The organism is Streptomyces sp. Alt3, from assembly GCF_030719215.1.
GTDB lineage: Bacteria > Actinomycetota > Actinomycetes > Streptomycetales > Streptomycetaceae > Streptomyces > Streptomyces glycanivorans.
The window spans coordinates 2,722,111-2,744,407 of record NZ_CP120983.1; the positions used below are offsets into that span (position 1 = coordinate 2,722,111).

The window sequence follows — 22,297 nt, forward strand, 5'->3', positions numbered from 1 at the left end:
GTGAGCGGGGGCGGAAATCATGGGGGCGTTCTCGTACACAGATCTCATCGAAGTAGATCTGGGCAAACTGGATGCGGCGGCCGATGACTGGACGTCGACAGCGGCCGGGCTGGAGAAGCTGGCCACCGAGGTCTACAGCGGTCTTCTGCAGTTGTCCGACGGGGCTGAATGGGCCGGTCTGAACGCCGCTGTCACGAAGGACTTCGTCCGTAGGACGGCCAAGGAGGTCGCGGATCTCCACCTGGAGGCCCAGAGCATCGTGGCCGTCCTCAAGGATGCCCATGGCGAGCTGACGCACGTCCAGAAGCGGGCCAGGGAGCTGACCGCGGAAGCCCGTAAGGGCGATCCCACTCGGGATGCCGGCCCTGATCCGGGGCTGCTGGTGACGGATGGTCCCAACGGCACGGTGAAGGTCACGGAGGCGTTCTGTGGCGTCGAGGGGACATCCCAGCGCACCAAGGACCTGATGCAGTGGTACGCGGACACGCTCACGGGGCTCGTGTCCCACGCGGCGGAAATCGACGCGGCCGTCACCCGGGCCCTGAAGAGAAGCCACGGCGGCGACCCGCACAACGCGGGGCATGCGACGTACACCTCGTTGGACGAGGACCAGCTGCCACGTGCCATGAAACTGGCTTCACTGGGAGACGACGCGAACACGGCGCAGCGGGCCGAACTGCGGCGGCTGTGGTCCTCGCTCAGCCCGCAGGCCCGTGCGGAACTGTGGAGCGGACACAAGGACGACCTCCTCGCGGCGGGGCTGCTCGCTCCGACGGTCAAGCGAGCCGCTCCCGACCGGGGTTCCGGCCCTCATGGCGCCGAGGAACCCGGAGCGGAGGAGCGCAGGACCCGGGAGAAGATGAATCTGATCGCCGAGGCTGCCGACTGGAAGGGCGACAACGACGCAGCCAGGCACATGGCGCATTACCTGGGGAACAGCGGGACGGACATGGAGCTGCCCGTCGACAAGATGATGTCTGAGGTACCCAGCTTCAGTGCTCATGTCGAGAACAGCATCAGGGAATCCCAGAACGAATGGCGCGAGGAGGCGCTCGCGGAGTTCAGGAAGAACGGCGGGCAGCCGGTCTCCATTCCGGTGGAAACCGGGAACCGGGACTTCTACTTCTCCAAGGACGTCAATGAGAACTGGTTCTACGCGGTCGGTGGCACCAGATCGAACGTGACCGGGGTGGTCACCGTCGTACCGGACGCAAGCGGTGAACCCAAGATCGGCCTCGACTACCAGGCCAATGCATGGGACCGCTACAACTGGGACGAGGACAAGGGGGTGACCATCGATGTCCCCGGAGGCAGCGCCCTGAGCATTCCGGACGGTCGGATGGCTCGCCTGCACACCACAGGCATCGCCCAGGAGTTCGACATGGCGGGTAGCGGCTCCGTCAAGCACTACGATCTGGGCGCGTCCGCCCCGAACCAGCAACCCCTGCCCGCGCCGGACGAGCCCGGGCGCGAGGGCGACCGCACGGATCCGGGCCGTGAGCAGCAGGAAGCGCGGTAGAGGACCGATGAAGAGCTTCAGCAAGACCGTTGCCGACGAGCCGCACGTACGCCGCCGTCGCATGCCTGTCGCCGTCATCGTCCTGTCGGTTCTTCTCGCATGCGCCGTCGGCACGATCGGTGTGGTCTCCTGCGTCACGGAGAAGGTCTCCTCGGACTTGATGGACAAGGAGATGACCTGCTGCTGGGAAGACGGAGCCACGCCTGCCTGGATGAGCGACCGGATGGGCATCCGCATCCCGGACACGGCATCGGATCGTCGGGCGGGTTACAAGGTCGGGGAGCGCTACGACACCGGGCTCCTGTCCTTCGTTCTCCAGACCGACGAGGCGGAAACGTATACCGGCCGGCTCATCCAGGACGGCACCGAGATGATCAGGAATTTCCATCCCGAGGAGAAGGACTACCGCCCTGCGGCGGCGTTCGGCCACCTCGGACTGGCTGAGCCGGAAACGTTCGTCCAGGGCCTGCGCAGAATCAGCCTGTGCCCGGACGACCTCGCGACCCCGGAGGGCAAGTACCTCCAACGCTGCGTGGATCTCTTCGCCCACGAGTTCACACCCGGCACCACGCGGATCTACGTCCGGTCGACCATCGAGCCGTCCGTGACGCCCCCTCCTGCGAGCTAGGCTCCGTGACCCCGGGGCGTGCCGCGTAGGTGGGGAGGACGCCCAGCGCTACATGTGGCCCGCCGTTTCTGCACATCCCGGACGTGGCGGAGCCCGGGAGTCGTATCCAGCTCCCGGGCCCCTGGGGTTGCCACCCAATTGCGCTTGCCAGCGCCGTTTAAGAGTGCGGATCAGTCGTCATACCGTCGCGTTCTGCCTTTGAACTACCGCGCCGCGTAGAGGCGCAGGCCGGATTCGAACCAGCATTCAACGGTGTTCGTCCGTACTCGGTCGATCTGGCAATCGGCGGCGATACTGAAGCTGGAGCGAGAGTCTGAGATTGATCGCGGCTGCCTCTGCCATGTTGGGCCACCCCGGCAGGTGGTGCCGGGGGGAGGACTCGAACCTCCACCGTTACCGCGTCTTCAGGCTGAACGTCAGTTTCAGCTTGCGCTCGTCACACGGGGCGGACCTCATTCCGCCTCGTGCGGGGTTGCGCAGCCCCCACGGCATTGGCGCGGGGGCGTTCTTGGGGGTGCCGCCTCGCGTCCGGCGTCAGCCGAACAGGTAGCCGAACACCGCGTCCCCGACCCGCCGGTCGGTGACCTCGGCTCCGTTGGCCTCCTCGCGGGCGAACTTCACCGCGTGCTGGAGCTTCTCGACCCGCTCCAGCAGTTCGTTCACCCGTCGCGCCGGAAGCGCTCCGGAGAACTTCACGGTCGTCCAGTATCCGATCGGCACGTCCTCGTAGTACACGTCGACCTGCGCCGGGTGCTTCTCGGTGGCCTCGGCCTTGACGTGGTTACGGGGGACCTTCTTCGTCCGGATGGTGCGGACCGGCTCCGTCTTCCACCAGTCCGTCGACGGGTCGAGCGACCAGGACTCGGAGGCGTCCAGAACCGGAAGCTTCTTCACGAAGGTGTGCAGGTCGGTGAGCTGCTTCTCCAGGAAGAGGAGGTAGCTGACCGGGACTTCGGCCACGACCGTACGCCCGTCGACGGTGACGTCCGCACGGGCCGAGCAGTTCGCCCAGTCCTTCGTCGCGGTCACGTCGAACAGCCGGGTCAGCGACGCGGACATCTCACGCAGCGCCTCCTCGGCCTTGATCTGCACCCGAGCGGACTCGGGCGGAAGCTGCTCGCCCTCCTCGTCCTTCGGCTGGTACGTACGCGAGATGCCGGCCAGCAGTGCCGGCTTCTGCACCTTGTGGTGGGCCGCGGTGATGTCCTGGAGCGACTTGCTCTTGACACCCTTCTCCACGGCGATGATCTGGTTGAGCTTCGTCACTTCGCCCCCTTCGAGTGATCAGGAACGTACCGCACCCGTTTTCGATCAGTCGCGCGAATTTCCGTCGAGTGCACTCGTGCCGCCCCGGGCCATCCGGAATCCGAGGTCGTCGATCGCGAAAGTGGGGTGGCTGCGGCGGCGCACCGTGGCACCGCAGCCGCGCTCCGCCTCGGCCCAGCCACCGCCGCGGAAGGTGCGGTAGGCGCCGTAGACCTCCTCGTCGTAGAGGTCCCAGCACCACTCCCAGACGTTGCCCAGCATGTCGTACAGCCCCCAGGCGTTCGGGGACCTGCCGCCGACGTCGTGGAGCCTGCCGTCCGAGTTGTCCTCGTACCAGGCGATGGCGTCGAGTTCGCCGTAGCGGTAGCCGGTGGTGCCCGCCTTGCACGCGTACTGCCACTCCGCCTCCGTGGGCAGGCGGTAGCCGTCGGCGGACGGGTCGCGGACGACCTCGCCGTTCCGTGCGTCGCGTGAGTAGACCTGGGCCAGTCCGACGCGCGCCGAGAAGCGGTTGCACAGGTCGACGGCGTCGAGCCAGCTGACGTTCGTCACCGGCAGGGCGTGGGACACGGAGGGATCGGGGGTCGTGTCCGTGAGGGCCCAGTACTGCCCGAGGGTGACGGGGAGACGGGCGAGGCGGAAGGGCCCGACGGTCTCCCGCCACCGTGCTCCGCGGCGGTCGTCGCGGAGGTCGACGGTGCCGGCCGGTATCCGGACCATGCCTGCCGCCGTCTCGTCGTCGAGCAGGCTCACGCGGTTCCCTCCCTGTCCTGAGGGCCGAAATGCCCCCGCGCACAGGCTACTTCGGTCGGCGTACGGCCGCCGGTGAACCCGGTCCTCCGGGGGAACCCGGTTGCGGCACCCGCCTCAGCCGAGCCTGCGGACGGGCACCCCGTCGAGGTAGGCGCGGATGTCCTCGACCGCGTCCCCGTAGTACGCGGCGTAGTTGGCCTGTGAGACGTAGCCCAGGTGCGGTGTGGCCAGGAGACGCGGTGCGCTGCGCATCGGATGGTCCGCCGGGAGGGGTTCGACGTCGAACACGTCCACGCCGGCACCCGCGATGGCCCCTCGGTGCAGGACGTCGAGCAACGCGTCCTGGTCGACGATCGCCGCCCGTGAGGTGTTGACGAGATAGCTGCCGGGCCGCATCAGCCCGAGCTCCTTCGCGCCGAGCAGTCCACGGGTACGGTCGCTCAGCACCAGATGGACGGAGACGAAGTCGCTGGTCTTCAGCAGTTCTTCCTTGGACGCCACGAATCCTGCCCCGGCCTCCTCCGCACGCTCCGGGGTCAGGTTCCGGCTCCAGGCCACCACGTCCATGCCGAAGGCGCGGCCGACCGCCGCGACCCTCCCGCCGATCTTCCCCAGCCCCAGGATCCCGAGCCTGCGCCCGTGCAGGTCGGCGCCGACCGTGGACTGCCAAGGGCCGCCGTCGCGCAGGGCGTTGGCCTCGGTGACGATCCCGCGCGCCAGTCCGAGCAGCAGCGCCCAGGTGAGCTCGACGGGCGGGGTGGCCGTGCTGGCGGTACCGCAGACGGTGACCCCGTGCGCTTCGGCCGCGGCGTAGTCGATGGACGTGTTGCGCATGCCGGAGGCGACGATCAGGCGGAGCCGTGGCAGCCGTTCGATCAGCGTCGCCGGAAACGGCACGCGCTCCCTCAGCGTGACGACGATGTCGAACTCCGCTAGCCGTGAGGCCAGTTCGTCCTCGGTGGCGCAGTGATCGGCGAAGCCGACCACGTCGATGTCGTCGGCGACGGATGACCAGTCGGCGGCGGTACCCGCCACCGACTGGTAGTCGTCGAGCACGGCACAGCGGAGCTTCATGGTGTCCTGCCCTTCGGCGGCACGGAGACGGCACCGCGGCGGCATCGCCGCAGCACCGCGAAATCTACCGGCCGGGTCCGGGGCTCACGCGTCCAGCCAGGCCTCCGCGTTCCGGGCGACGTCGTAGACGCGCTCCACCTGGGTGGCGGTGAGCACACCCGTGAGCGGGGCCAGGGCGGACACCTGACGCTCCCGGTAGACGCTCACACCGGCCGGGGCCGCGACCACCTCCAGTGCGGTGACCCCGGTGAACACCAGCACGGTCCGCACGGGTACGTCGTAGGCGCAGTACGCCTCCAGCGCCTCCCGGGCCCGTCCGGCACCGGGCCGGCCGTCGAGCTCGTACGGCTCCGGGGCGTCGTCGTCGACCCGCAGGGTGCCGTCCTCGATCCGTACGGACCCGCCTGGACGGTGATCGGTGCTCACGGCGAACACCCCGCCGGGCCCGATGAGCAGATGCCCGATCTCCGTGCCGTCCGGCAGGGGCACGGAGTGCAGCACCCTCCAGCCGTGCCGGGTCAGGCGTTTGAGCTCCGCGCCGACCCGCCGCTCCCCCGCGAGGGCGCCGCGCCGTGGATCCGCGTCCTTGTGCCGCCGCAGCGCTCCGGTGGCCACCCGTACGAACGCCCCGGTACCGGTCTCGCCGAGCTGCTCCCGGAGCCCGTTACCGGGCCGCCGCTGGGCGAGGTCGTTCGCGGGGGTCAGCGCGGGCAGGGCGGCCGGCCGCCGGCGACGCTCCTTCTCCGGCACGGCGCCAGGGTCGGTCCCGTCCACAGGGGCAGTCCCGGGCTCCGGCTCCGGCTCCGGACCGGCCACCGGCTCAGAAGCTGCCGGAGGCGCTGCCACCGGCTCGGAGACTGCCGTGCGCGCTGCCACCGGCTCGGGGGCCGCCGTGCGTACGGCCGTCGGTTGCGGTGCCTCGGCGGGGGCAGGCACCGGCGGCGGCCCGTCGGGGGCAGCGGGTGAGGGACCCGGCTCCTTCACGGCTCCGCGCCTGCGCATGCCTCTCATCGGCGGGATGCGTGGTACCGGCGGCGGGGCGGGCAGCACGGCCGGCACCTCCTCACCGACCAGGGCCGGAAGGTCCGGGACCTGCCGCGCGAGTGCGTCGGTCACCGCGTCCCGGTAGCGCGGGTGCAGGACCGTGATCGTGCCGCTGCCCCGGTCCGCCCAGCCGATCGCCGTGCCGTCCGGCAGGTTCACATAGAGCCGGTCGTGCCCGAAGAGCTGCCATGACGTGACCTTGAGATCCTGCATCGTGCCCCCTCTGTTCACCCCACCGGCATCCTTGCTCCCCCAGCCTGTACGCGGGCCGTCCCGCCGCACAGGGCGCAGAGCGGGCGCGCGGAGTCGGGGACACGGCGTTCCGGAGCTGTCCGGGGCCTGTGTGCCCCGGACTGCTCCGGTACCCCGGTCAGACCAGGGGGAGGCCGGGCGCCGGATAGGCGTCCATCATCGTCCTCACTTCGTCCCTGACCTTGGAAACGGTCGTTTCGTCACCTGTACGAGCGGCATCGACCACACGATCGATCCACTGCGCCACCGCCCCCATCTCGGAGGCGGGCACGCCCCGGGACGTCAGGGCGGGTGTGCCGATGCGGATGCCGGACGGGTCGAAGGGCTTCCGGGGGTCGTAGGGAACGGTGTTGTAGTTGACGACGATCCCGGCACGGTCGAGCGCCTTGGCCGCGATCTTCCCGGAGACTCCCTTGCCCGTGAGGTCGGCCAGCAGCAGGTGGTTGTCCGTACCGCCGGACACGAGGTCGAAGCCGCGTGCCGCCAGTTCCTCGCCCAGCGCGCGGGCGTTGGCGACGACCTGATGGGCGTACGCCGCGAAGTCCGGCCCCGCCGCCTCCTTCAGGGCCACCGCGATGGCGGCGGTGGTCTGGTTGTGCGGGCCGCCCTGGAGCCCGGGGAAGACGGCGCGGTCGACTGCCCTGGCGTACTCGCCCCGGGTCAGCAGCATCGCCCCGCGCGGCCCGCGGAGGGTCTTGTGGGTGGTGGTGGACACCACGTCGGCGTACGGAGCGGGCGAGGGATGCGCGCCGCCCGCGATCAGCCCCGCGATGTGCGCGACGTCGGCCACCAGCACCGCTCCCACCTCCCGGGCGATCTCGGCGAACCCTGCGAAGTCGATCACGCGGGGCACGGCGGTGCCCCCGCAGAAGATCAGCCTGGGCCGCTCGGCGCGCGCCAGGTCGCGCACCTCGTCCAGGTCGATGCGCCCGGTGTCGCGCCGCACCCCGTACCGCACGCCCCGGAACCACTTGCCGGTGGCCGAGACGTCCCAGCCGTGGGTGAGGTGTCCTCCCATCGGCAGCGACATCCCGAGGACGGTGTCGCCCGGCTCCAGGAAGGCCAGGTAGACGGCGAGGTTGGCCGGGGAGCCGGAGTACGGCTGGACGTTGGCGTGGTCCATCCCGAACAGTGCCTGGGCCCGCTCGGCGGCGAGCGTCTCCACCTGGTCGATGACCTGCTGGCCCTCGTAGTACCGCTTTCCGGGGTATCCCTCGGAGTACTTGTTCTGCAGGACGGTGCCGGACGCCTCCAGGACGGCGGCGGACACGTAGTTCTCACTGGGGATCAGGCGCAGGGTGTCCGCCTGGAGACGCTCCTCGGCGTTCACCAGGGCGGCGAGCTCCGGATCGGCCGCTGTCAGGGCGGGGCGGCGGGAATCGGACGGCTGTACGGCCACGGGGATCCTCCCGGGTCGGTCGCGCGGGGGCGACATGGACCCGGATCGCCCAGGCGGACGGCTCTCCGGCGATGACGCCCCGGGCACGCCCGGAGTGTGCCGCTCCCTCGTGGTCGTTTCCACGGAGCGCCCTGCCGGGCACGCGCCAGTCACGGCACTCCGCACCCTACTGCGCAGCGGCCCGTCGTGACACGGTGCGGAGGCACGCGCGCCGATCGTTGCATCACGCACCAAAAGACGCCCAACCTCTGCAAGGACGCTTGAACGGGCACGAAACCGGGCAGCTTCCCGGGGACCTGATGAGGTTCGGCGGTGGGGGGCCGTGATGGAGTCGCGCGATCAGTCGGATACACCGGAGCCCAGACCCGGCACCGGGTGGGAGACCGTACCGGAGCACTCCTCGGGGGCCGTTCCGCCGCCTCCTCCCACTCGGCCTCCGACGGCCGGTCCGCCACCGCCCGGCGGCTCTCCGCGGGCGGTCGCCGCCGGTCTGCTGAGCCTCTCCGGCCTGGGGCTCGGCCACGTCCTGGTGCGCCACTGGGGCAGGGCCGCGGTGAGCTGGGCGGCGACGGCCGTCCTCCTCCTCGTCGCGCTGCCCGCCGACCCGGACGGGGTGCCCGCCGTCCTCGTCGCCGGCTATCTCCTGCTGCTGGTCCTCGCCGGGGCCGACGCGGCCCGCATCGCCCGGCGTACGGAGTTCCGTCGGTGGTCCCGGCCCGCCCTGGCTGCGGTGCTCGGGCTGCTCCTGCTGGGCATACCGGTCGCGGGCACGGCCGCCTACGGCTCCGCGCGGGACGAGGCCGTGGAACAGGAGCTGCTCGGCCGGCTGGAGGAGGGCGACGACCTGGTCGCGAAGGCGGCGAAGAGCCCGTTCCCCCTCTCCGCGCCCGACTTCCGGCACGCGCTCTCCCTCTACCGGGAACTGGCCGAGGACCACGCCGGTTCACGCGCCGCCGCCCGTGTGCCGGGACGGCTGAAGGACTACTACGCCGCCGTCGCCTCGCCGTACCGCGCGAAGAAGCACTGCGAGGCCGTCGATCCCCTGACCTATCTGCGTACGCTCCGCGGCACGGTGGACCGGAAGCTGCTCGGCGACCTCGCGAACTGGCCCGACGCCCCGCTCGCGGAGTCGCTGTACGGCTGCGGCGTCTCCCGGCTGGACGGCGCGGGCACCGAATCCGGCGCGAAGGAGCTGGGCACCCTGCTGCGTACGTTCCCTGGCACCACGCAGGCGGACCGGGTCGGCCCGGCGGTCAGCGCCACGATCGACCGCCAGGTGGCCGGTCTGAAAGGTGCGGAGCCCTGCGCCGTGACCGACCAGCTGCGCCGGACGAGCACACTGGTGGGCGAGCTCCCCGCGTCCTCCGTGCCGTCCCTCGCACCGCAGGCCGCCGCGGGCGTCCGGGACGGTGTGTACGCCTGCGGCGTGGACGAGTTCGAGGACGAGCACTTCGCCGACGCGCGGCAGACCCTGACGGACTTCGCGGACACCTACAGGCAGGACGGGCGTCGTCGGCACGCCCTGGACATCGCCATCGCGGCCGAGATAGCCGAGGTCCGGCCCTCGGCCGGCAAGCGGCTGCCCGGTAGCGGGAAGCCGGGGGGCGTCCGCATGGAGCTCGTCATCAGCAACGGCGCCCCCAACGACGTGGAGGTGCTCTACACGGGGCCGGTCACCGGCACGGTGAAGCTGAAGGCGTGCGGAAGCTGCGCACGGTTCAGCAGCGAGGCCACGGGCGCGGCAGGCGCCTGCAGGGCGAGCGGCACGTCCTACCCGAAGGCACGTCTGCGGCTTCCCGCGGGCGAGTACCACTTCCTGTACAAGCACGGCACGGGAGCGTCCTCAGCCGTCGACAGCTACGCCGCCGGGTCCAGCGTCAAACCCGGCTACTCGTACACGAGTTGCACCTACGTCATCGAGAGGGACCCGTACGGCCTGGACCTTCCCACGCTGCCGGAACTGCTGGAGCCGACGTCCGCGCCCCGGTGAGCTCCGTCCGCCCGACGCGGCCGCGCGTCAGGCGGAGGTGCGCTTCCGCGCGCCCCGGGCGGTCTTCGCGGCGGGCTTGGCGGTGGCCTTCGTCGCCGACTTCTTCGCCGTGCTCTTCTTCGCCGTGCTCTTCTTCGTCGGGGCCTTCTTCGCGGCGGGCTTCTTCGTGGGTGCCTTCTCCGCCGTCGGCTTCTTCCCGGCCTGCTTCCCGGCCGGTTCCTTCGCCGCCGCCTTCCCGGCGGACGCCCTCCCGGCGGCCGCCTTCTTCGGTGCCGCCTTCTTCGCCGGGGCCCCCTGCGAGGCCGCCCCGCTCTGCTTCGGACCGCCACTCCTGCCCGATCCGATGTGGTGGACGTCCGCGACCTCGCCGTCCTCCCCCTGGGACTCCTTCGCCGCCCGGACGCTGCTCTCCAGCGCCGCCATCAGGTCGAGCACCTTGCCCTCGGGCTCCTCGGCCGCTTCCTCGGTGACGGGTTCGCCGGCCGCCTTCGCCGCGACGAGCTCCTCGACCGCCTCGCGGTAGTCGTCGTGGAGCGTCTCCAGATCGGCGTCGCCGAGGGTGTTCATCAGTGCGTCCGCCAGGTCCAGTTCCGCGTCGCGGACCCTGACGTCCGAGTCGGGGGCGACGCCCTCGGGGGTGCGGATCTCGTCCGGCCACAGCAGCCCGTGCATCGCGATCACGTCGTCGACCACCCGCAGCATGCCGAGCCGTTCCCGCCCGCGCAGCGCGTACTTCGCGACGGCGACCTTGCCGCTGCGCCTGAGGGCCTCGCGCAGCAGGGCGTACGGCTTGGCGGCCGGGACACCGTTGGCCGAGAGGTAGTACGCCGAATCCAGCTGGAGGGGGTCGACGGCCGAGGCCGGCACGAATCCCTCGATCTCGATCGTCCTGGCGGTGGGGAGCGGGAGCGAGGCGAGGTCCTCGTCGGTCACGGGGATCACCGTGCCGTCGGCGTCCTCGTACGCCTTGACGGTCTCGGAGGCCGGCACCTCCTCCTCGTCCAGTTCGCAGACCTTGCGGTAGCGGATCCGGCCGCCGTCGGAGAGGTGGATCTGCCGGAAGGAGATCGAGTGGTTCTCGGTGGCGTTCATGAGCTTGACCGGGATGCTGACCAGACCGAACGAGATGGAGCCGTTCCAGATGGACCTCACCGTTCACCCCTTACGACCGCCATGACCGTCATGACCGCATCCATGCGATTTCATGTGATTCTTATCGTATGACGCCGATCACGGAGGTGGAGGGGCGGCGCCTGGCGCTCAGCAATCTCGACAAGGTGCTGTATCCGGCCACCGGCACGACCAAGGGTGAGGTGCTGCACTACTACGCGGCCACGGCCGCCGAGGTCATGCTGCCGCACCTGCGGGACCGCCCCCTGTCGTTCCTGCGGTATCCGGACGGCCCGGAGGGGCTGCGCTTCTTCACCAAGAACCCCCCGCCCGGTACACCCGACTGGGTGCGCACCGCTCCGGTCCCCCGCAGCGACGACCCCGGCGCACGGCAGGTCCTCGCCCAGGACCTGCCGTCGCTGATGTGGGCGGCGAACCTGGTGGTGGAGTTCCACACCCACCAGTGGCGGCAGGACTCCCCCGCCGTGGCCGACCGGATGGTGTTCGACCTGGACCCCGGCCCGCCAGCGGGCGTCGTGGAGTGCTGCACGGTCGCCCTCTGGCTGCGGGAGAGGCTGGCGCGGGACGGGCTGCCCTCGTACGGGAAGACGTCCGGCTCCAAGGGGCTCCATCTGCTCGTCCCCCTGGAGCCCACCCCCTCCGAGGAGGTGACCGCGTACGCGAGGAAGCTCGCGGTCGAGGCACAGGGCGCACTGCCCGAGCTGGCCGTGCACCGGATGACGCGCGCGCTGCGCCCGGGGAAGGTGTTCGTGGATTTCAGCCAGAACGCCGCGGCCAAGACCACCGCCGCGCCGTACACCCTGCGGGCGAAGGGCAGTCCGACGGTCTCCGCGCCCGTCACCTGGGAGGAGATCGAGGGGTGCGGGGCTCCGGACGATCTCGTCCTCCTCGCCGGTGACATGGCCGCCCGCCTGGAGCGGTACGGGGATCTCCTCGCTCCGCTGAACGACCCCGGGCAGGCAGGGGCCCTCCCCGCGGGCTGAACCGGGGCGACGCGAACGGGGTGCGCACAGCTGGAGCGCCCGTCCCGAGCGGTCACCCTCAGGGCCGGACCGGACGGAGCGGTCGCGGCATTCGCGGCGACAGTGCCGACGCAACGCCCGGTCGGAGCGGGGAAGCCTGGACGCAGCGGGACCGACGGGCGCCCCTGCCATGAGCTGCACCGACTATCTCTCCACCCGGTCCACGAAAATCTATGTCGGCGGCAGTAGACATTGGATGGTGGCATAGCTATGGTTTCTCTCGTAGCCAGAGAGACAGCAGGGCCCGGCAGAGACGAACTGCCGGGCAGCGGTATCAGTGGTCGCAGTTCGCAGGACGGTGCGGTGGTGGAGTTTCGAAGCCAGGGTTGTCGCAGGACGGCGACGGGACTGACAACCGGACCGGGTGGCCCGCAGTAGTCAGGGGCCGCCACGAGAAGTACCGCAGCACTCGGCAGCGAAGTCGGGTGAGCAGCACCTCGGTGAAGGCGTCGGCTGCGGACGCGCGCACCGGTAGGTTCGGCAGTGGGCTTCCGAGCCGGAGCACACGCAGTACGGGCAACGGGGCCGGCTGCCGAGGAGTGGCGCCGTGACGGGCCACCGAGCAATGCGCAGGACAGCAGTAGGCAAGTGATCCCAGAGGGAAGAACGGAGGAGCCAGGCGCCATCAGGATCGCCCGGGCGGAGCGTTGAGCCCGGGTACCGCAGGACATCGACAGTGAGGTGGTCTCCGGTCAAGCAACCGCGATCCCCGCAGCCCGATACCTTCCAGGTCGGGCCGGCGGACGCAGAGGGCCGGCGTAGTACCAGCCGGCAGATGGTGTAGCAGTTCCTTCGGGGCCCGGGTGCCGTACGGCACCCGGGCCCCTCCACGCGTTCCACAGAGAGGTGCAAATGACAGCAGGCGACTCCTTCGGCCGTCTCGACGACGACGACTATCCCGCCTACACCATGGGGCGGGCCGCCGAGATGCTCGGTACCACGCAGGGATTTCTCCGCGCCGTCGGCGAAGCCCGCCTCATCACCCCGCTGCGTTCCGAGGGTGGCCACCGGCGCTACTCCCGCTACCAGTTGCGCATCGCCGCCCGCGCCCGCGAACTCGTCGACCAGGGCACGCCCATCGAGGCCGCCTGCCGCATCGTCATCCTCGAGGACCAGCTCGAGGAAGCCCAGCGCATCAACGCCGAATACCGCGCCGCCGCCTCGGATAAGCCCACGACCGCGGGCTGAGGCGGCCCCGCCCCGCCCGCCCTCGACGCGCATCGCGGGCCGGGCTCCGGGCGGGCCGCCCTCCCGACCGCTTGCCCCGGACCATGACCGCCGGCCTCAGGCCCGCCGGTGGCACGATCCAGGGCACGCGCGAGCGGCCATGAACGCGTCAGGACGCGCTCATGGGCCACCGCGGGACGAGGAAGGATGCCGGCGCGACAGTCGCGCCGCGAAGCCGTACGTGACAACGACCCCTGCTGGAACACTGCGTCGCACGTGGGTCAATATCTATTCCCGCGGAACCAGGGTTGATTTTGTCGCGCGGACAGCGTTTTTATCGCGGCGTCGAATTTGTACTATCGACCACACGCGGGTCACTACGGCATGCTACTGTCGATCCCAGTTGCAGTTGTGGTTCCCAAAAACTTCAACGCTCGCGCCGGCGTTCCGCTGCGGGAGCGTTTTATATTTCCGGTTATTCTCCGGGCGGGGCATCATCGCGGCGACCCGGTGTCCGTGGATTGCGGGCTCCGGCGCACTGCCCCACAAGGAGACATGACATGGCGTCCGGCACTGTGAAGTGGTTCAACGCGGCCAAGGGTTTCGGCTTCATCGAGCAGGACGGTGGCGGTGCGGACGTGTTCGCACACTTCTCGAACATCGCCGCGGAGGGCTTCCGTGAGCTGATCGAAGGCCAAAGGGTCACCTTTGACATCGCGCCGAGCCAGAAGGGCCCGACGGCCGAGAACATCGTTCCCGCCTGACGCTGACACGCACTTCGCAGCTGGGGCCCGCATCCCTCGGGGTGCGGGCCCCAGCTGCGGGCTTTTCCCTCGGTGACGCCACCTGTGGGACAGAACGACCCCCGGCCTCTCACCAGGAGGCACGCTTTTCCGGACAGCTCCCTTCGACGCCGGGATCTCACGCCGATATGACGCCACTCATTTCGTCGCCTGCGCCACACCGGATTCATTGCGCAGCTGCTTCCATTTCGCATTCCATTTCGGTCCGTTCTTGTCCGTTCTTGCGATTCCCCCGCACCGCCTTTCCGCCCTGGGAGTTCCTTGACACGACCGACGCGCTCACCCACTACGCCCGCTCGGTGGAGCGGCGCCGAAGTCGACGTGGCCGCACCGGGCCGGCCCAAGGACCTCATCGACGCCTCCGGCATCCCCGTCACGATCACCGCGCCGGTGGCGGAACATCCCGAGCGCGGCACCTCCTCACGCGGCCGTCGCGGTCCTGCGCCAGCCGCCCGGCGCAGGACAGCGCGGCAGACCTTCATCGACGCGGCGGCGGCCTGAAGGGCCTCATGCTCAGGAAACTCACCCATCACTGCCGGAGGCACCTTTTGACCCTGGTTCAGATGTATCCCCGCTCGACGGGCGTCATCCCCGCGCACAGCACCGCGGCACACGCCACGGACACGGACGCGGACATGCTGCAAGTCTGCGACGACATGACCATCGAAGTCGCCCTGTCCCTCATGGCCGGCGCCCGCACCGGGCGTCTGGCCGTCTGCGACAACGACGGTCTGTGCACCCACCTGGTCACCCAGTTGCAGCTCACCGCGGTCCGCGACAGTCCCGCCTACACCGACCGGCTCCAACTGCGCGACGTCCTCGGCGGGGGTGGGCCGTTCACCGCACCCGTGACCACGACCGCCGAAGCCGAGGACGCAAGTCCGGGCCGCCGACTCGCCGCACTGCCGGCCGTCGGAGACCGGGCCGGCGCTCCGGGCGTCCTCGCCCTGACCCGCTGAACCGCCTCACCGCGGTGGAACTGTCCCCCTCTTCCTCTTCTCCCTGTGAGGCATCATGCGCTGTGTCATCGCTCGCTTCCCCTTCGACCTGACCAGGAACGGCGTTCTGGAATCCATGAAGGGCGTCAAGCCCGAACCGGCCGTCGGTGAATCCGTGATCATCGGCCGCCGCACCTACCCGGTCAAGCAGGTCGGGCAGGTCGTGACGCGCCAGGACCGCCGTGACTTCAGCACCGGTGAAGTCGTCCGGGCCATGACTCAACTCGGGTTCAGCTGCACCGATCCGTCCCGGACCGCCGCGCCCGAGCGTGCCTCCACCCCGTTCCAGCAGGCTTCCGAGATGCTCGGCGCCCCTGACGCCGTCTGACCGGCGAGCGGGCGCGAGCCGCCACCGGAACAACAGTGAGGGTCCGACCGGCATGTGCCGGTCGGACCCTCACCGCGTTGCCGCGCTCCGTCGGCGCGCCGCTCCACCGAGGCAGCCGCTTCGACGAGCAGTTGGTCAGGCGTCGGTATGAGAGGCGATTCCGGCCAACGCCCACGGTCCGCCCTGATGGTGGCGCTGGTGCGACATGCAGGATCGAACTGAGCGGTCGAGGGCCGCGCGGACCGCACCGCTCCTTCATCGCCCGGCCGACGTGCGCACACACATGCAACGTCGCGGAAGAGACGACAAGGAGGGTGGAACGTCCCGGCCGTGGTGCACACTCTGCGCAGACACTGCGTCGCGGGCATCCGCCGTACCGGGCACGCGGCAAGAGGGCACGGGCAGGGAAGTGACGGGGAGGGTCTGGCGTGTTCACGGGGATCGAAGAGGTCGACTGGGCCTCGATGAAGCATGCCTACGGCCCGGCCGACGACGTGCCCGGGCTCCTGTACGGACTCGCGTCCCCCGATCCGGCGGAGCGGGAGAGCGCGCTCGACGGCATGTACGGCGCCGTCCACCACCAGGGCAACGTGTACGCGTGCACGCTCGCCTGCATACCGTTCCTCTTCGAGCTGGCCGCCGACCCGGGCGTACGGGACCGGGGCAGCATCGTGGAGCTGCTCACCAGCATCGGCGGCATCGACCTGGACGAGGACGAGGAGGTCGACGAGCTGGACGAGGACGAGATCGAGGGCGTGGCGAACTACGCGATGGCGTCCGCCGCCGTGTCCGCGGGCTCTCCGGTCTTCTTCGAGCTCGTGGCCGACGAGGATCCCGGGGTGCGGCTCGCCGCCCCGCTGGCGCTGGCCACACTGCACGCCCGGCCGGCGGCGGTCCTCACACTGCTGCGGGAGCGGCTGCCCCTGGAGGCGGACGACGAGGTGCAGCTGGCGCTCGTCGAGGCCGCCGGCCGGATAGCCCTGCGCCATCGGCAGCTGGCGCAACGGGCGGCCGACTGGCTGAGCCGGCTCGCGGCGGAGGCGTATCCGCCCGGGCTGCGCCTCGCCGCCCTCGCGCAGCTCGCCAGGAGCACCCCCGAGGCCCTGCCCGGCGATGTCGTGCGGGTGGTGTCCGGTCTGCTGCGGGAGCTGCGCGCGGGGACCGCCCGTCCCGAGCCCGCCGGGGACCCTCCCTGCGGGGACGAGGCGACGACGGACCGGGCCACGGCTCCGACGCTGGTGGGGCAGCTGCGCGAGCTGTCCGCCGAGGAGTCCGCGGCGCGCGGCACGCCGTGGGCCACCGATCTGCTGCGCACCCTGCACGTGGGCCTGGACGACCGCGTGGCCGACCGCACGGCGCTGCTGTCGGACCAGTTGCGCAGCCCCGATCCCTGGCAGCGCGTGGACGCCGTACGGATGAGCAGCGGGCTGATGCGGGCCTGGCGCGGGTCGTACGAGGACCTGGTGCGTCTGATCGGCGTGCAGCTCGCGGATCCGGAGCCGCGGCTGGCCGAGGCCGCCTCGTACGCGCTGGAGGACCTGTTCGGCCTGGCCGCGCCGGCCGGCGACGCGCTTGCCGCGCGGGTGGCGGCGGATCCGGGGGCCTGGGTCAAGGAGTGGCCGAGCGGCCCTCCGGGACTCGGCTCGTCGGTGAAGGCGCTGGCCGGGCTGGGGGACGCGCGGGTGCTGCCCGCACTCGCGGCGGCGCTGGAGCGGCCGGAGGTGCCGCACGACGTGGGCTTCGCGATCAGCTGTCTGGGCGGGACGGCCGCCCCACTGGCCGGGGCGCTGCGGCGCAGGCTGGGCGAGGTCGGCCTGGACGAGGGCGCGTACGACCGGGCGAGCCCGCTGCTCGCCGGGCTGACGGCGCTGCGCGCGGGCGAGGCCGCCCCCGAGGTGCTACGGGTGCTGCGGGGGGCACCCGAGTACCGGGGCGAGTGGCTGCGCACGGCGGCGCTCCGGGCACTGGGCTCGTTCGGGCCGGCCGCCCACTGCGCGGTTCCGGAGCTCCGGCGGCTGGTCCGCGGGACGGGGACAGGGGCGACCGAGGCGGCGGAGGCCCTCTGGGCGGTCACCGGGGACGCCGAAACGGTGTTGCCCGTGCTCGCCGAGGGGCTGGGTACCGGACAGGCGCGTGACTGCCGGGCGGCCGTGGGCGCGCTGGGCGCGCTGGGGCCGCGCGCCGGGGCGGTCGCGCCGCGGCTGCGGGCGCTGCTGGCCCACGAGGAGCTGTGGCTCCGGGTCGAGGCGGCGATCGCCCTGTGGGAGATATCGGGACGGGCCGCCGAGGTGGTGCCCGTGCTCCTGTCCGCCTGGGAGAAGAACTGCCATGTCAGGGTCCGGGTGGCGGAATGTCTGGCGCGGATGGGCCCCGGCGGTGCAGGCTCGGACGCGACACGGGTGCTGCGCGCCGAGCTCCTGTCCGTCCGCCGGCACAAGGCGATGGACGGCGGGTACGGCAGTCATGACACCCATGAGGACGAGAAGCTGCTGGCGCTCTGCCGGCGAGCGCTCACAGGACACACGGGGAGAGGAACCACATCATGATCATTTTCGGCACGCGAGGCTATCTGTACCAGTTGGCGGTCCTGACGATGGTGTGCGGCTGGTGCGGCAATCCGGCGGCGCACACCCTGCGCAAGCGGGTCACCAAGTTCACGCTGTTCTTCGTGCCGCTGTTCCCGTTCTCCACGAAGTACGCGACGCAGTGCACCTTCTGCGGCGGGGAGCGGCAGATACCGAAGGAGCAGGCCGACGGGCTGCTGGCGCAGGCCCAGGGCGGTCAGGACGGCAATCCGTACGGCGCGGCACCGCAGCAGCAGCCCGGCTACGCGCCTCCCGGCGGCCAGAACCCGTACCAGAGCTGAGCCGTACCGGGAGCACCTGCGGAGAAGTGCCACGAAGCTGACATAAGGGAAATAAGACCCTCCTCTTGCTACGTTGCGTGGCATGACCGCAACGACGGCGGACGCACGCCCGCCCGAGCTACGCCTGCCGAAGCGGCGCGGGGTCGAGCTCTCGCTCCTGATCGGGGCCGTGCTCATCTCCGTCTACGGCTACGCCGCCGTCGGCCTCGCCCGGAACGACGCCGTACCGCCCGATGTCGCCGGGTACGGCGCCGGTCTCGGTCTCCTCGCCCTGCTCGCGCACCTCGCGGTCCGCTTCCGCGCCCCGTTCGCCGATCCGCTGCTGCTGCCCATCGCAGTCCTGCTCAACGGACTGGGCCTGGTGCTGATCTACCGCCTCGACCTGGAGACCCCGAGCGACCGGGCGGCGACGACACAGCTGATCTGGTCGACGCTCGGGGTCGCCTTCTTCATCGCCGTCGTCGTGCTGCTGCGCGACCACCGGGTGCTCCAGCGCTACGCGTACCTCTCGGTCGCCACGGCGCTGGTGCTGCTGATCGTGCCGATCTTCTTCCCCGCCGTGAACGGGGCCAAGATCTGGATCCGGATCGGCGGACTCTCCTTCCAGCCGGGCGAGTTCGCCAAGATCCTGCTGGCGGTCTTCTTCGCCGCGTACCTGGCCGCGAACCGCAACGCGCTCGCGTACACCGGCCGCAGGGTCTGGAAGCTCCAGTTCCCCACCGGGCGGGTCCTCGGCCCCATCGTCGCGATCTGGCTGCTCAGCGTCGGCGTCCTCGTGCTCGAACGGGACCTGGGGACCTCGCTGCTCTTCTTCGGCCTCTTCGTGATCCTGCTCTACGTGGCCACCGGCAGGATCGGGTGGATCGCCGTCGGACTGCTCCTGGCCGCCGCGGGCGCCTTCGTCGTCGGCTCGTTCGAACCCCATGTGCACAGCAGGGTCGAGGACTGGCTGGACCCGTATGCCACGATCGACGCCGGCCAGGGACCGAGCCAGCTCGCCCAGTCCCTCTTCGCGTTCGCCGCGGGCGGGATGTTCGGCACCGGCCTCGGGCTCGGCCACTCCATCCTCATCGGCTTCGCCGCGAAGTCCGACTTCATCCTGGCCACCGCGGGCGAGGAGCTGGGGCTGGCCGGGCTCACCGCGATCTTCCTGCTGTACGCCCTGCTGGTGGCACGCGGCTTCCGGGCGGGCCTGGCCCTGCGGGACCCCTTCGGACGGCTGCTGTCGATCGGCCTCGCCTCGATCCTGGCGCTCCAGGTCTTCGTGATCGCGGGCGGAGTGATGGGGCTGATCCCGCTGACCGGCATGGCGATGCCGTTCCTGGCCCAGGGCGGTTCGTCCGTGGTCACCAACTGGATCATCGTGGCGCTGCTCATCCGGGTCAGCGACGTGTCCCGCACGCCCGACCCCGGCCCCGACCCCGACCCCGCCACCGCCGCCGCCGCCGGGGACGGACCGGCCGGGGAGGCCGAGTGATCCCGTACATCCGGCACGCCGCCGGTTTCTGTCTGCTCCTGCTCCTGGCCCTGCTGGCCAACGCGGCCCGCGTCCAGGTCTTCGAGGCCGACGAGCTCGACAGCAACTCCGCCAACCGCCGCACCACCATCGACCGTTACGACCAGCCGCGCGGCAACATCCTGGTCGGGGACGAACCCGTCACCGGGTCGAAGGACACCGGCCAGCAGCTCGCGTACGAACGCACCTACCGCCACGGCCCGCTGTACGCGCCGGTGACGGGCTACGCCTCGCAGACGTACGGCACCTCGCTGCTGGAGAACGCCGAGGACCGCGTCCTGTCCGGCACCGACCCGCTCCTGGCCCCGCTCCCGCTGTGGGGGGACGTCACGCGCAGCCGACAGCCGGGCGGGAATGTCGTCACCACCATCGAGGGCCCGGTGCAACGCGCGGCGTACGAGGGCCTGGACGGCCGGCGTGGCGCGGTCGCCGCCCTCGATCCGGCGACCGGCCGGATCCTGGCGCTGGTCTCCACCCCTTCCTACGACCCCGAGGTGATCTCCGGCACCGGCACCGCCGTCACCGACGCGTGGACGCGGCTGAACCGTGCGCAGAGCCGGCCGATGCTCAACCGGGCCATCCGGCAGACCTACCCGCCCGGTTCGGCGTTCAAGATCGTGACGGCCGCGGCGGCGCTGGACGCCCAGGTGGTCACCGATCCGGACGCGGCGACCGACACCCCGTCCCCGTACGTCCTCCCGGGTACCTCGACCGTGCTGCCCGACGAGGCGCGGGGCTGCGAGGAGGCGTCCCTGGCGGAGGCGATCCGGGTCTCCTGCAACACGGTGATGGCCCACCTCGGGGTCGAGGTGGGACTGGACGGGATGCTGGAGGCGGTGGGCAGGTTCGGCTTCAACGACAACGACCTGAAGATCCCCTCCCGGGTGGCCCGCAGCAATTTCGACTCGGACATGAGTGACGACCAGCTGGCCCAGTCCTCGATCGGCCAGTTCGACACGGCCGCCACCCCTCTCCAGATGGCGATGGTGGCCTCGGCGGTCGCGAACGACGGCGATCTCCGGCGCCCGCACCTGGTGGACCGGGTGACCACCGACGACGGCGACACGGTCCGGCAGCAGGGCTCGGACTCGTACCACCAGGCCATGAACCCGACGACGGCCCAGCAGCTCCGGCGGATGATGGTCGACGTGGTGGAGGACGGCACCGGCACGAACGCGGCGATCGACGGGGTGACGGTCGGCGGGAAGACGGGCACCGCCCAGCACGGGGTCGACAACTCCGGTACGCCGTACGCCTGGTTCATCGCATGGGCGCAGGCGCCGGACTCCGGCCGTCCCGCCGTCGCCGTCGCGGTGGTCGTGGAGGACGCCGCCGCGGACCGGGCCGACGTCAGCGGGGGCGGCAACGCGGCCCCGATCGCCCGTGCGGTGATGGAGGCGGCGCTCGACCGCTGAGACCCGGCCTGTCGCGGCCGCGCACGAGGGCCGAGACTGACTGCCATGACAGCGGCACTCGAAGCGTCCCTCGCCCGGATCGTCCGGCTCGACCCGGAGCTGTGCGCGTTCACCGACGTGTGGCACGAGGAGGCGCGGGCCCGCGCGGAGGCCGCTTCCCGTCTTCCGCTCGCCGGGCTGCCGTTCGCCGTGAAGGGCCGTGCGGGGATCCGTTCCTTCGCGGCCCGCCGGCTGGCCGCCGCGGGCGGGGTCCCGGTCGGTTCGACCTCCGTCCCCGGCCCCGGCACGCCCTGGCGGACCTGGGGGCAGGGGGCGCACGGCCGTACGGTCAACCCCTGGCGCCGGGACCGCACTCCGGGCGGGTCGTCGGCGGGGGCCGCGGCGGCCGTGGCCGCGGGCATGGTGGACCTGGCGACCGGCAGCGACGGGGCGGGGTCGGTGCGGATCCCGGCGGCCTGGTGCGGGGTGTTCGGCCTGAGGACGACCGCGGGCCTGCTCCCCTCCCCCGACCGTACGGGCCTGGCGTCCCCCGGCGTCCTCGCCCGCTCGGTGGACCTGGCCGAGGTCTTCCTGCGCCAGGTGACCGACGGGTACGCCCCGCGGCCGGCGAGGCTGCCCGTTCCGGCCGTGTACAGCCCCGACCTGGGGTTCGCCGAGGTCACCCCGGAGGTCGCGGACGTGACCCGGCGGGCGGTGGGCCGTCTCGTGGCCGCCGGGGCGGTGCGGCTCGTGGCGGGCCCCTGCGAACTGCTCGACCCGGCCGAGGCGTGGACCGCCGTGCGCGCGGGTCTGCCGGGGCCCCCGGCGGAGCGGCTGCGCGCCGCCAACGACCGGACGCTCGACGCCCTCTTCTCCCGTGCGCCCCTGCTGCTCACCCCGGTCGCGCCCACCCCGCCGCACGGCCATGAGGGCCCAGGAGACGTCTACTCCACCGCGCTCACCTGGGCGTTCAACCTCAGCGGCCATCCGGCGGCGAGCCTGCCCGCCGGTTTCACCCCGGACGGCTGTCCGGCCGGACTCCAGCTGGTCACCGACCGGGGGACGGACGCGGAACTGCTCGGTTACGCCCGCGCGCTGGAGCGCGTCCTCGGCCCCGCGCCCGTCCGGTCGGACGGCTGACCGGCCG

General features: G+C 71.3%; 20 protein-coding genes. 14 read left to right on the top strand and 6 right to left on the bottom strand.

Going from position 1 to position 22,297, the window contains the following annotated elements:
- The first annotated feature begins 19 nt into the window (after positions 1 to 19).
- Together P8A20_RS11475 and P8A20_RS11480 are read left to right on the top strand one after the other, a co-directional pair.
- Entirely contained in the window at positions 20 to 1,519 is a 1,500-nt protein-coding gene (locus tag P8A20_RS11475; RefSeq protein ID WP_306103447.1) for a hypothetical protein, read from the top strand.
- 7 nt (positions 1,520 to 1,526) lie between these two features.
- A complete protein-coding gene (locus tag P8A20_RS11480; protein ID WP_306103448.1) occupies positions 1,527 to 2,147 on the top strand; it encodes a hypothetical protein in 621 nt (206 codons plus the stop codon).
- 534 nt (positions 2,148 to 2,681) lie between these two features.
- Here the strand turns inward: P8A20_RS11480 and P8A20_RS11485 are convergent.
- From P8A20_RS11485 to glyA, 5 genes are all read right to left on the bottom strand, one after another.
- A complete protein-coding gene (locus P8A20_RS11485) occupies positions 2,682 to 3,413 on the bottom strand; it encodes a DUF7873 family protein (RefSeq protein ID WP_306103449.1) in 732 nt (243 codons plus the stop codon).
- 45 nt (positions 3,414 to 3,458) lie between these two features.
- Positions 3,459 to 4,166 carry a formylglycine-generating enzyme family protein gene (locus tag P8A20_RS11490; RefSeq protein ID WP_306103451.1) on the bottom strand — a complete coding sequence of 236 codons (708 nt, stop codon included), beginning with the start codon at positions 4,164 to 4,166 and terminating at the stop codon, positions 3,459 to 3,461.
- 114 nt (positions 4,167 to 4,280) lie between these two features.
- The gene (locus P8A20_RS11495; protein WP_306103452.1) at positions 4,281 to 5,240 is read right to left on the bottom strand and encodes a D-2-hydroxyacid dehydrogenase family protein; all 960 of its coding nucleotides are present in this window, start codon (positions 5,238 to 5,240) and stop codon (positions 4,281 to 4,283) included.
- Between the two features lie 84 nt (positions 5,241 to 5,324).
- Entirely contained in the window at positions 5,325 to 6,497 is a 1,173-nt protein-coding gene (locus P8A20_RS11500; RefSeq protein WP_306103453.1) for a nuclease-related domain-containing protein, read from the bottom strand.
- A gap of 157 nt (positions 6,498 to 6,654) precedes the next feature.
- On the bottom strand, positions 6,655 to 7,971 hold the full coding sequence (glyA, locus tag P8A20_RS11505; protein ID WP_371606146.1) for a serine hydroxymethyltransferase: 1,317 nt from the start codon (positions 7,969 to 7,971) through the stop codon (positions 6,655 to 6,657).
- Between the two features lie 289 nt (positions 7,972 to 8,260).
- Here glyA and P8A20_RS11510 point away from each other — a divergent pair, with 289 nt between their 5' ends.
- Positions 8,261 to 9,925, top strand: coding sequence for a hypothetical protein (locus P8A20_RS11510; protein ID WP_306103454.1), 1,665 nt, complete (start codon positions 8,261 to 8,263; stop codon positions 9,923 to 9,925).
- A 27-nt stretch (positions 9,926 to 9,952) separates the two neighbouring features.
- Here the strand turns inward: P8A20_RS11510 and ku are convergent, their stop codons facing one another.
- Positions 9,953 to 11,077, bottom strand: a complete 1,125-nt coding sequence (gene ku / locus P8A20_RS11515) for a non-homologous end joining protein Ku (RefSeq protein ID WP_147959499.1) — start codon at positions 11,075 to 11,077, stop codon at positions 9,953 to 9,955.
- Positions 11,078 to 11,145: 68 nt separating this feature from the next.
- Between ku and ligD the strand changes: the two genes are divergently transcribed.
- The 11 genes from ligD to P8A20_RS11570 all read left to right on the top strand — a co-directional run bounded on the left by ligD (position 11,146) and on the right by P8A20_RS11570 (position 22,290).
- Positions 11,146 to 12,039 carry a non-homologous end-joining DNA ligase gene (gene ligD / locus P8A20_RS11520; RefSeq protein ID WP_147959498.1) on the top strand — a complete coding sequence of 298 codons (894 nt, stop codon included), beginning with the start codon at positions 11,146 to 11,148 and terminating at the stop codon, positions 12,037 to 12,039.
- Between the two features lie 891 nt (positions 12,040 to 12,930).
- A complete protein-coding gene (locus P8A20_RS11525; RefSeq protein ID WP_306103455.1) occupies positions 12,931 to 13,266 on the top strand; it encodes a MerR family transcriptional regulator in 336 nt (111 codons plus the stop codon).
- 539 nt (positions 13,267 to 13,805) lie between these two features.
- Positions 13,806 to 14,009, top strand: coding sequence for a cold-shock protein (locus P8A20_RS11530; protein ID WP_147961447.1), 204 nt, complete (start codon positions 13,806 to 13,808; stop codon positions 14,007 to 14,009).
- A gap of 300 nt (positions 14,010 to 14,309) precedes the next feature.
- Positions 14,310 to 14,549, top strand: coding sequence for a hypothetical protein (locus P8A20_RS11535; RefSeq protein ID WP_147961448.1), 240 nt, complete (start codon positions 14,310 to 14,312; stop codon positions 14,547 to 14,549).
- Between the two features lie 47 nt (positions 14,550 to 14,596).
- Entirely contained in the window at positions 14,597 to 15,007 is a 411-nt protein-coding gene (locus tag P8A20_RS11540; RefSeq protein WP_147961449.1) for a hypothetical protein, read from the top strand.
- A gap of 55 nt (positions 15,008 to 15,062) precedes the next feature.
- The gene (locus tag P8A20_RS11545) at positions 15,063 to 15,374 is read left to right on the top strand and encodes an SCO5918 family protein (RefSeq protein WP_147961450.1); all 312 of its coding nucleotides are present in this window, start codon (positions 15,063 to 15,065) and stop codon (positions 15,372 to 15,374) included.
- Positions 15,375 to 15,802: 428 nt separating this feature from the next.
- Positions 15,803 to 17,920 (top strand): HEAT repeat domain-containing protein, encoded by a 2,118-nt coding sequence (locus P8A20_RS11550; RefSeq protein ID WP_306103456.1) that lies wholly within the window; start codon positions 15,803 to 15,805, stop codon positions 17,918 to 17,920.
- Positions 17,917 to 18,240: a zinc ribbon domain-containing protein gene (locus P8A20_RS11555; protein ID WP_147959497.1), complete on the top strand. Its 324-nt coding sequence runs from the start codon at positions 17,917 to 17,919 to the stop codon at positions 18,238 to 18,240. Before P8A20_RS11550 ends, P8A20_RS11555 begins: the two co-directional genes overlap by 4 nt.
- An 82-nt stretch (positions 18,241 to 18,322) precedes the next feature.
- A complete protein-coding gene (locus tag P8A20_RS11560; RefSeq protein WP_306103457.1) occupies positions 18,323 to 19,717 on the top strand; it encodes an FtsW/RodA/SpoVE family cell cycle protein in 1,395 nt (464 codons plus the stop codon).
- The gene (locus tag P8A20_RS11565; RefSeq protein ID WP_147960446.1) at positions 19,714 to 21,171 is read left to right on the top strand and encodes a peptidoglycan D,D-transpeptidase FtsI family protein; all 1,458 of its coding nucleotides are present in this window, start codon (positions 19,714 to 19,716) and stop codon (positions 21,169 to 21,171) included. Before P8A20_RS11560 ends, P8A20_RS11565 begins: the two co-directional genes overlap by 4 nt.
- Positions 21,172 to 21,216: 45 nt before the next feature.
- Positions 21,217 to 22,290 carry an amidase family protein gene (locus P8A20_RS11570; RefSeq protein WP_147959496.1) on the top strand — a complete coding sequence of 358 codons (1,074 nt, stop codon included), beginning with the start codon at positions 21,217 to 21,219 and terminating at the stop codon, positions 22,288 to 22,290.
- Positions 22,291 to 22,297 lie beyond the last annotated feature (7 nt).

What these genes read in the sequence shown, in the direction of transcription:
- P8A20_RS11510 (WP_306103454.1), top strand. Translation starts at nt 8,261, where the DNA reads ATGGAGTCGCGCGATCAGTCGGATACACCGGAGCCCAGACCCGGCACC.
- P8A20_RS11560 (WP_306103457.1), top strand. Translation starts at nt 18,323, where the DNA reads ATGACCGCAACGACGGCGGACGCACGCCCGCCCGAGCTACGCCTGCCG.
- P8A20_RS11555 (WP_147959497.1), top strand. Translation starts at nt 17,917, where the DNA reads ATGATCATTTTCGGCACGCGAGGCTATCTGTACCAGTTGGCGGTCCTG.
- P8A20_RS11495 (WP_306103452.1), bottom strand. Translation starts at nt 5,240, where the DNA reads ATGAAGCTCCGCTGTGCCGTGCTCGACGACTACCAGTCGGTGGCGGGT.
- P8A20_RS11525 (WP_306103455.1), top strand. Translation starts at nt 12,931, where the DNA reads ATGACAGCAGGCGACTCCTTCGGCCGTCTCGACGACGACGACTATCCC.
- P8A20_RS11500 (WP_306103453.1), bottom strand. Translation starts at nt 6,497, where the DNA reads ATGCAGGATCTCAAGGTCACGTCATGGCAGCTCTTCGGGCACGACCGG.
- glyA (WP_371606146.1), bottom strand. Translation starts at nt 7,971, where the DNA reads ATGTCGCCCCCGCGCGACCGACCCGGGAGGATCCCCGTGGCCGTACAG.
- P8A20_RS11475 (WP_306103447.1), top strand. Translation starts at nt 20, where the DNA reads ATGGGGGCGTTCTCGTACACAGATCTCATCGAAGTAGATCTGGGCAAA.
- P8A20_RS11480 (WP_306103448.1), top strand. Translation starts at nt 1,527, where the DNA reads ATGAAGAGCTTCAGCAAGACCGTTGCCGACGAGCCGCACGTACGCCGC.
- P8A20_RS11530 (WP_147961447.1), top strand. Translation starts at nt 13,806, where the DNA reads ATGGCGTCCGGCACTGTGAAGTGGTTCAACGCGGCCAAGGGTTTCGGC.
- P8A20_RS11570 (WP_147959496.1), top strand. Translation starts at nt 21,217, where the DNA reads ATGACAGCGGCACTCGAAGCGTCCCTCGCCCGGATCGTCCGGCTCGAC.
- P8A20_RS11545 (WP_147961450.1), top strand. Translation starts at nt 15,063, where the DNA reads ATGCGCTGTGTCATCGCTCGCTTCCCCTTCGACCTGACCAGGAACGGC.
- ligD (WP_147959498.1), top strand. Translation starts at nt 11,146, where the DNA reads ATGACGCCGATCACGGAGGTGGAGGGGCGGCGCCTGGCGCTCAGCAAT.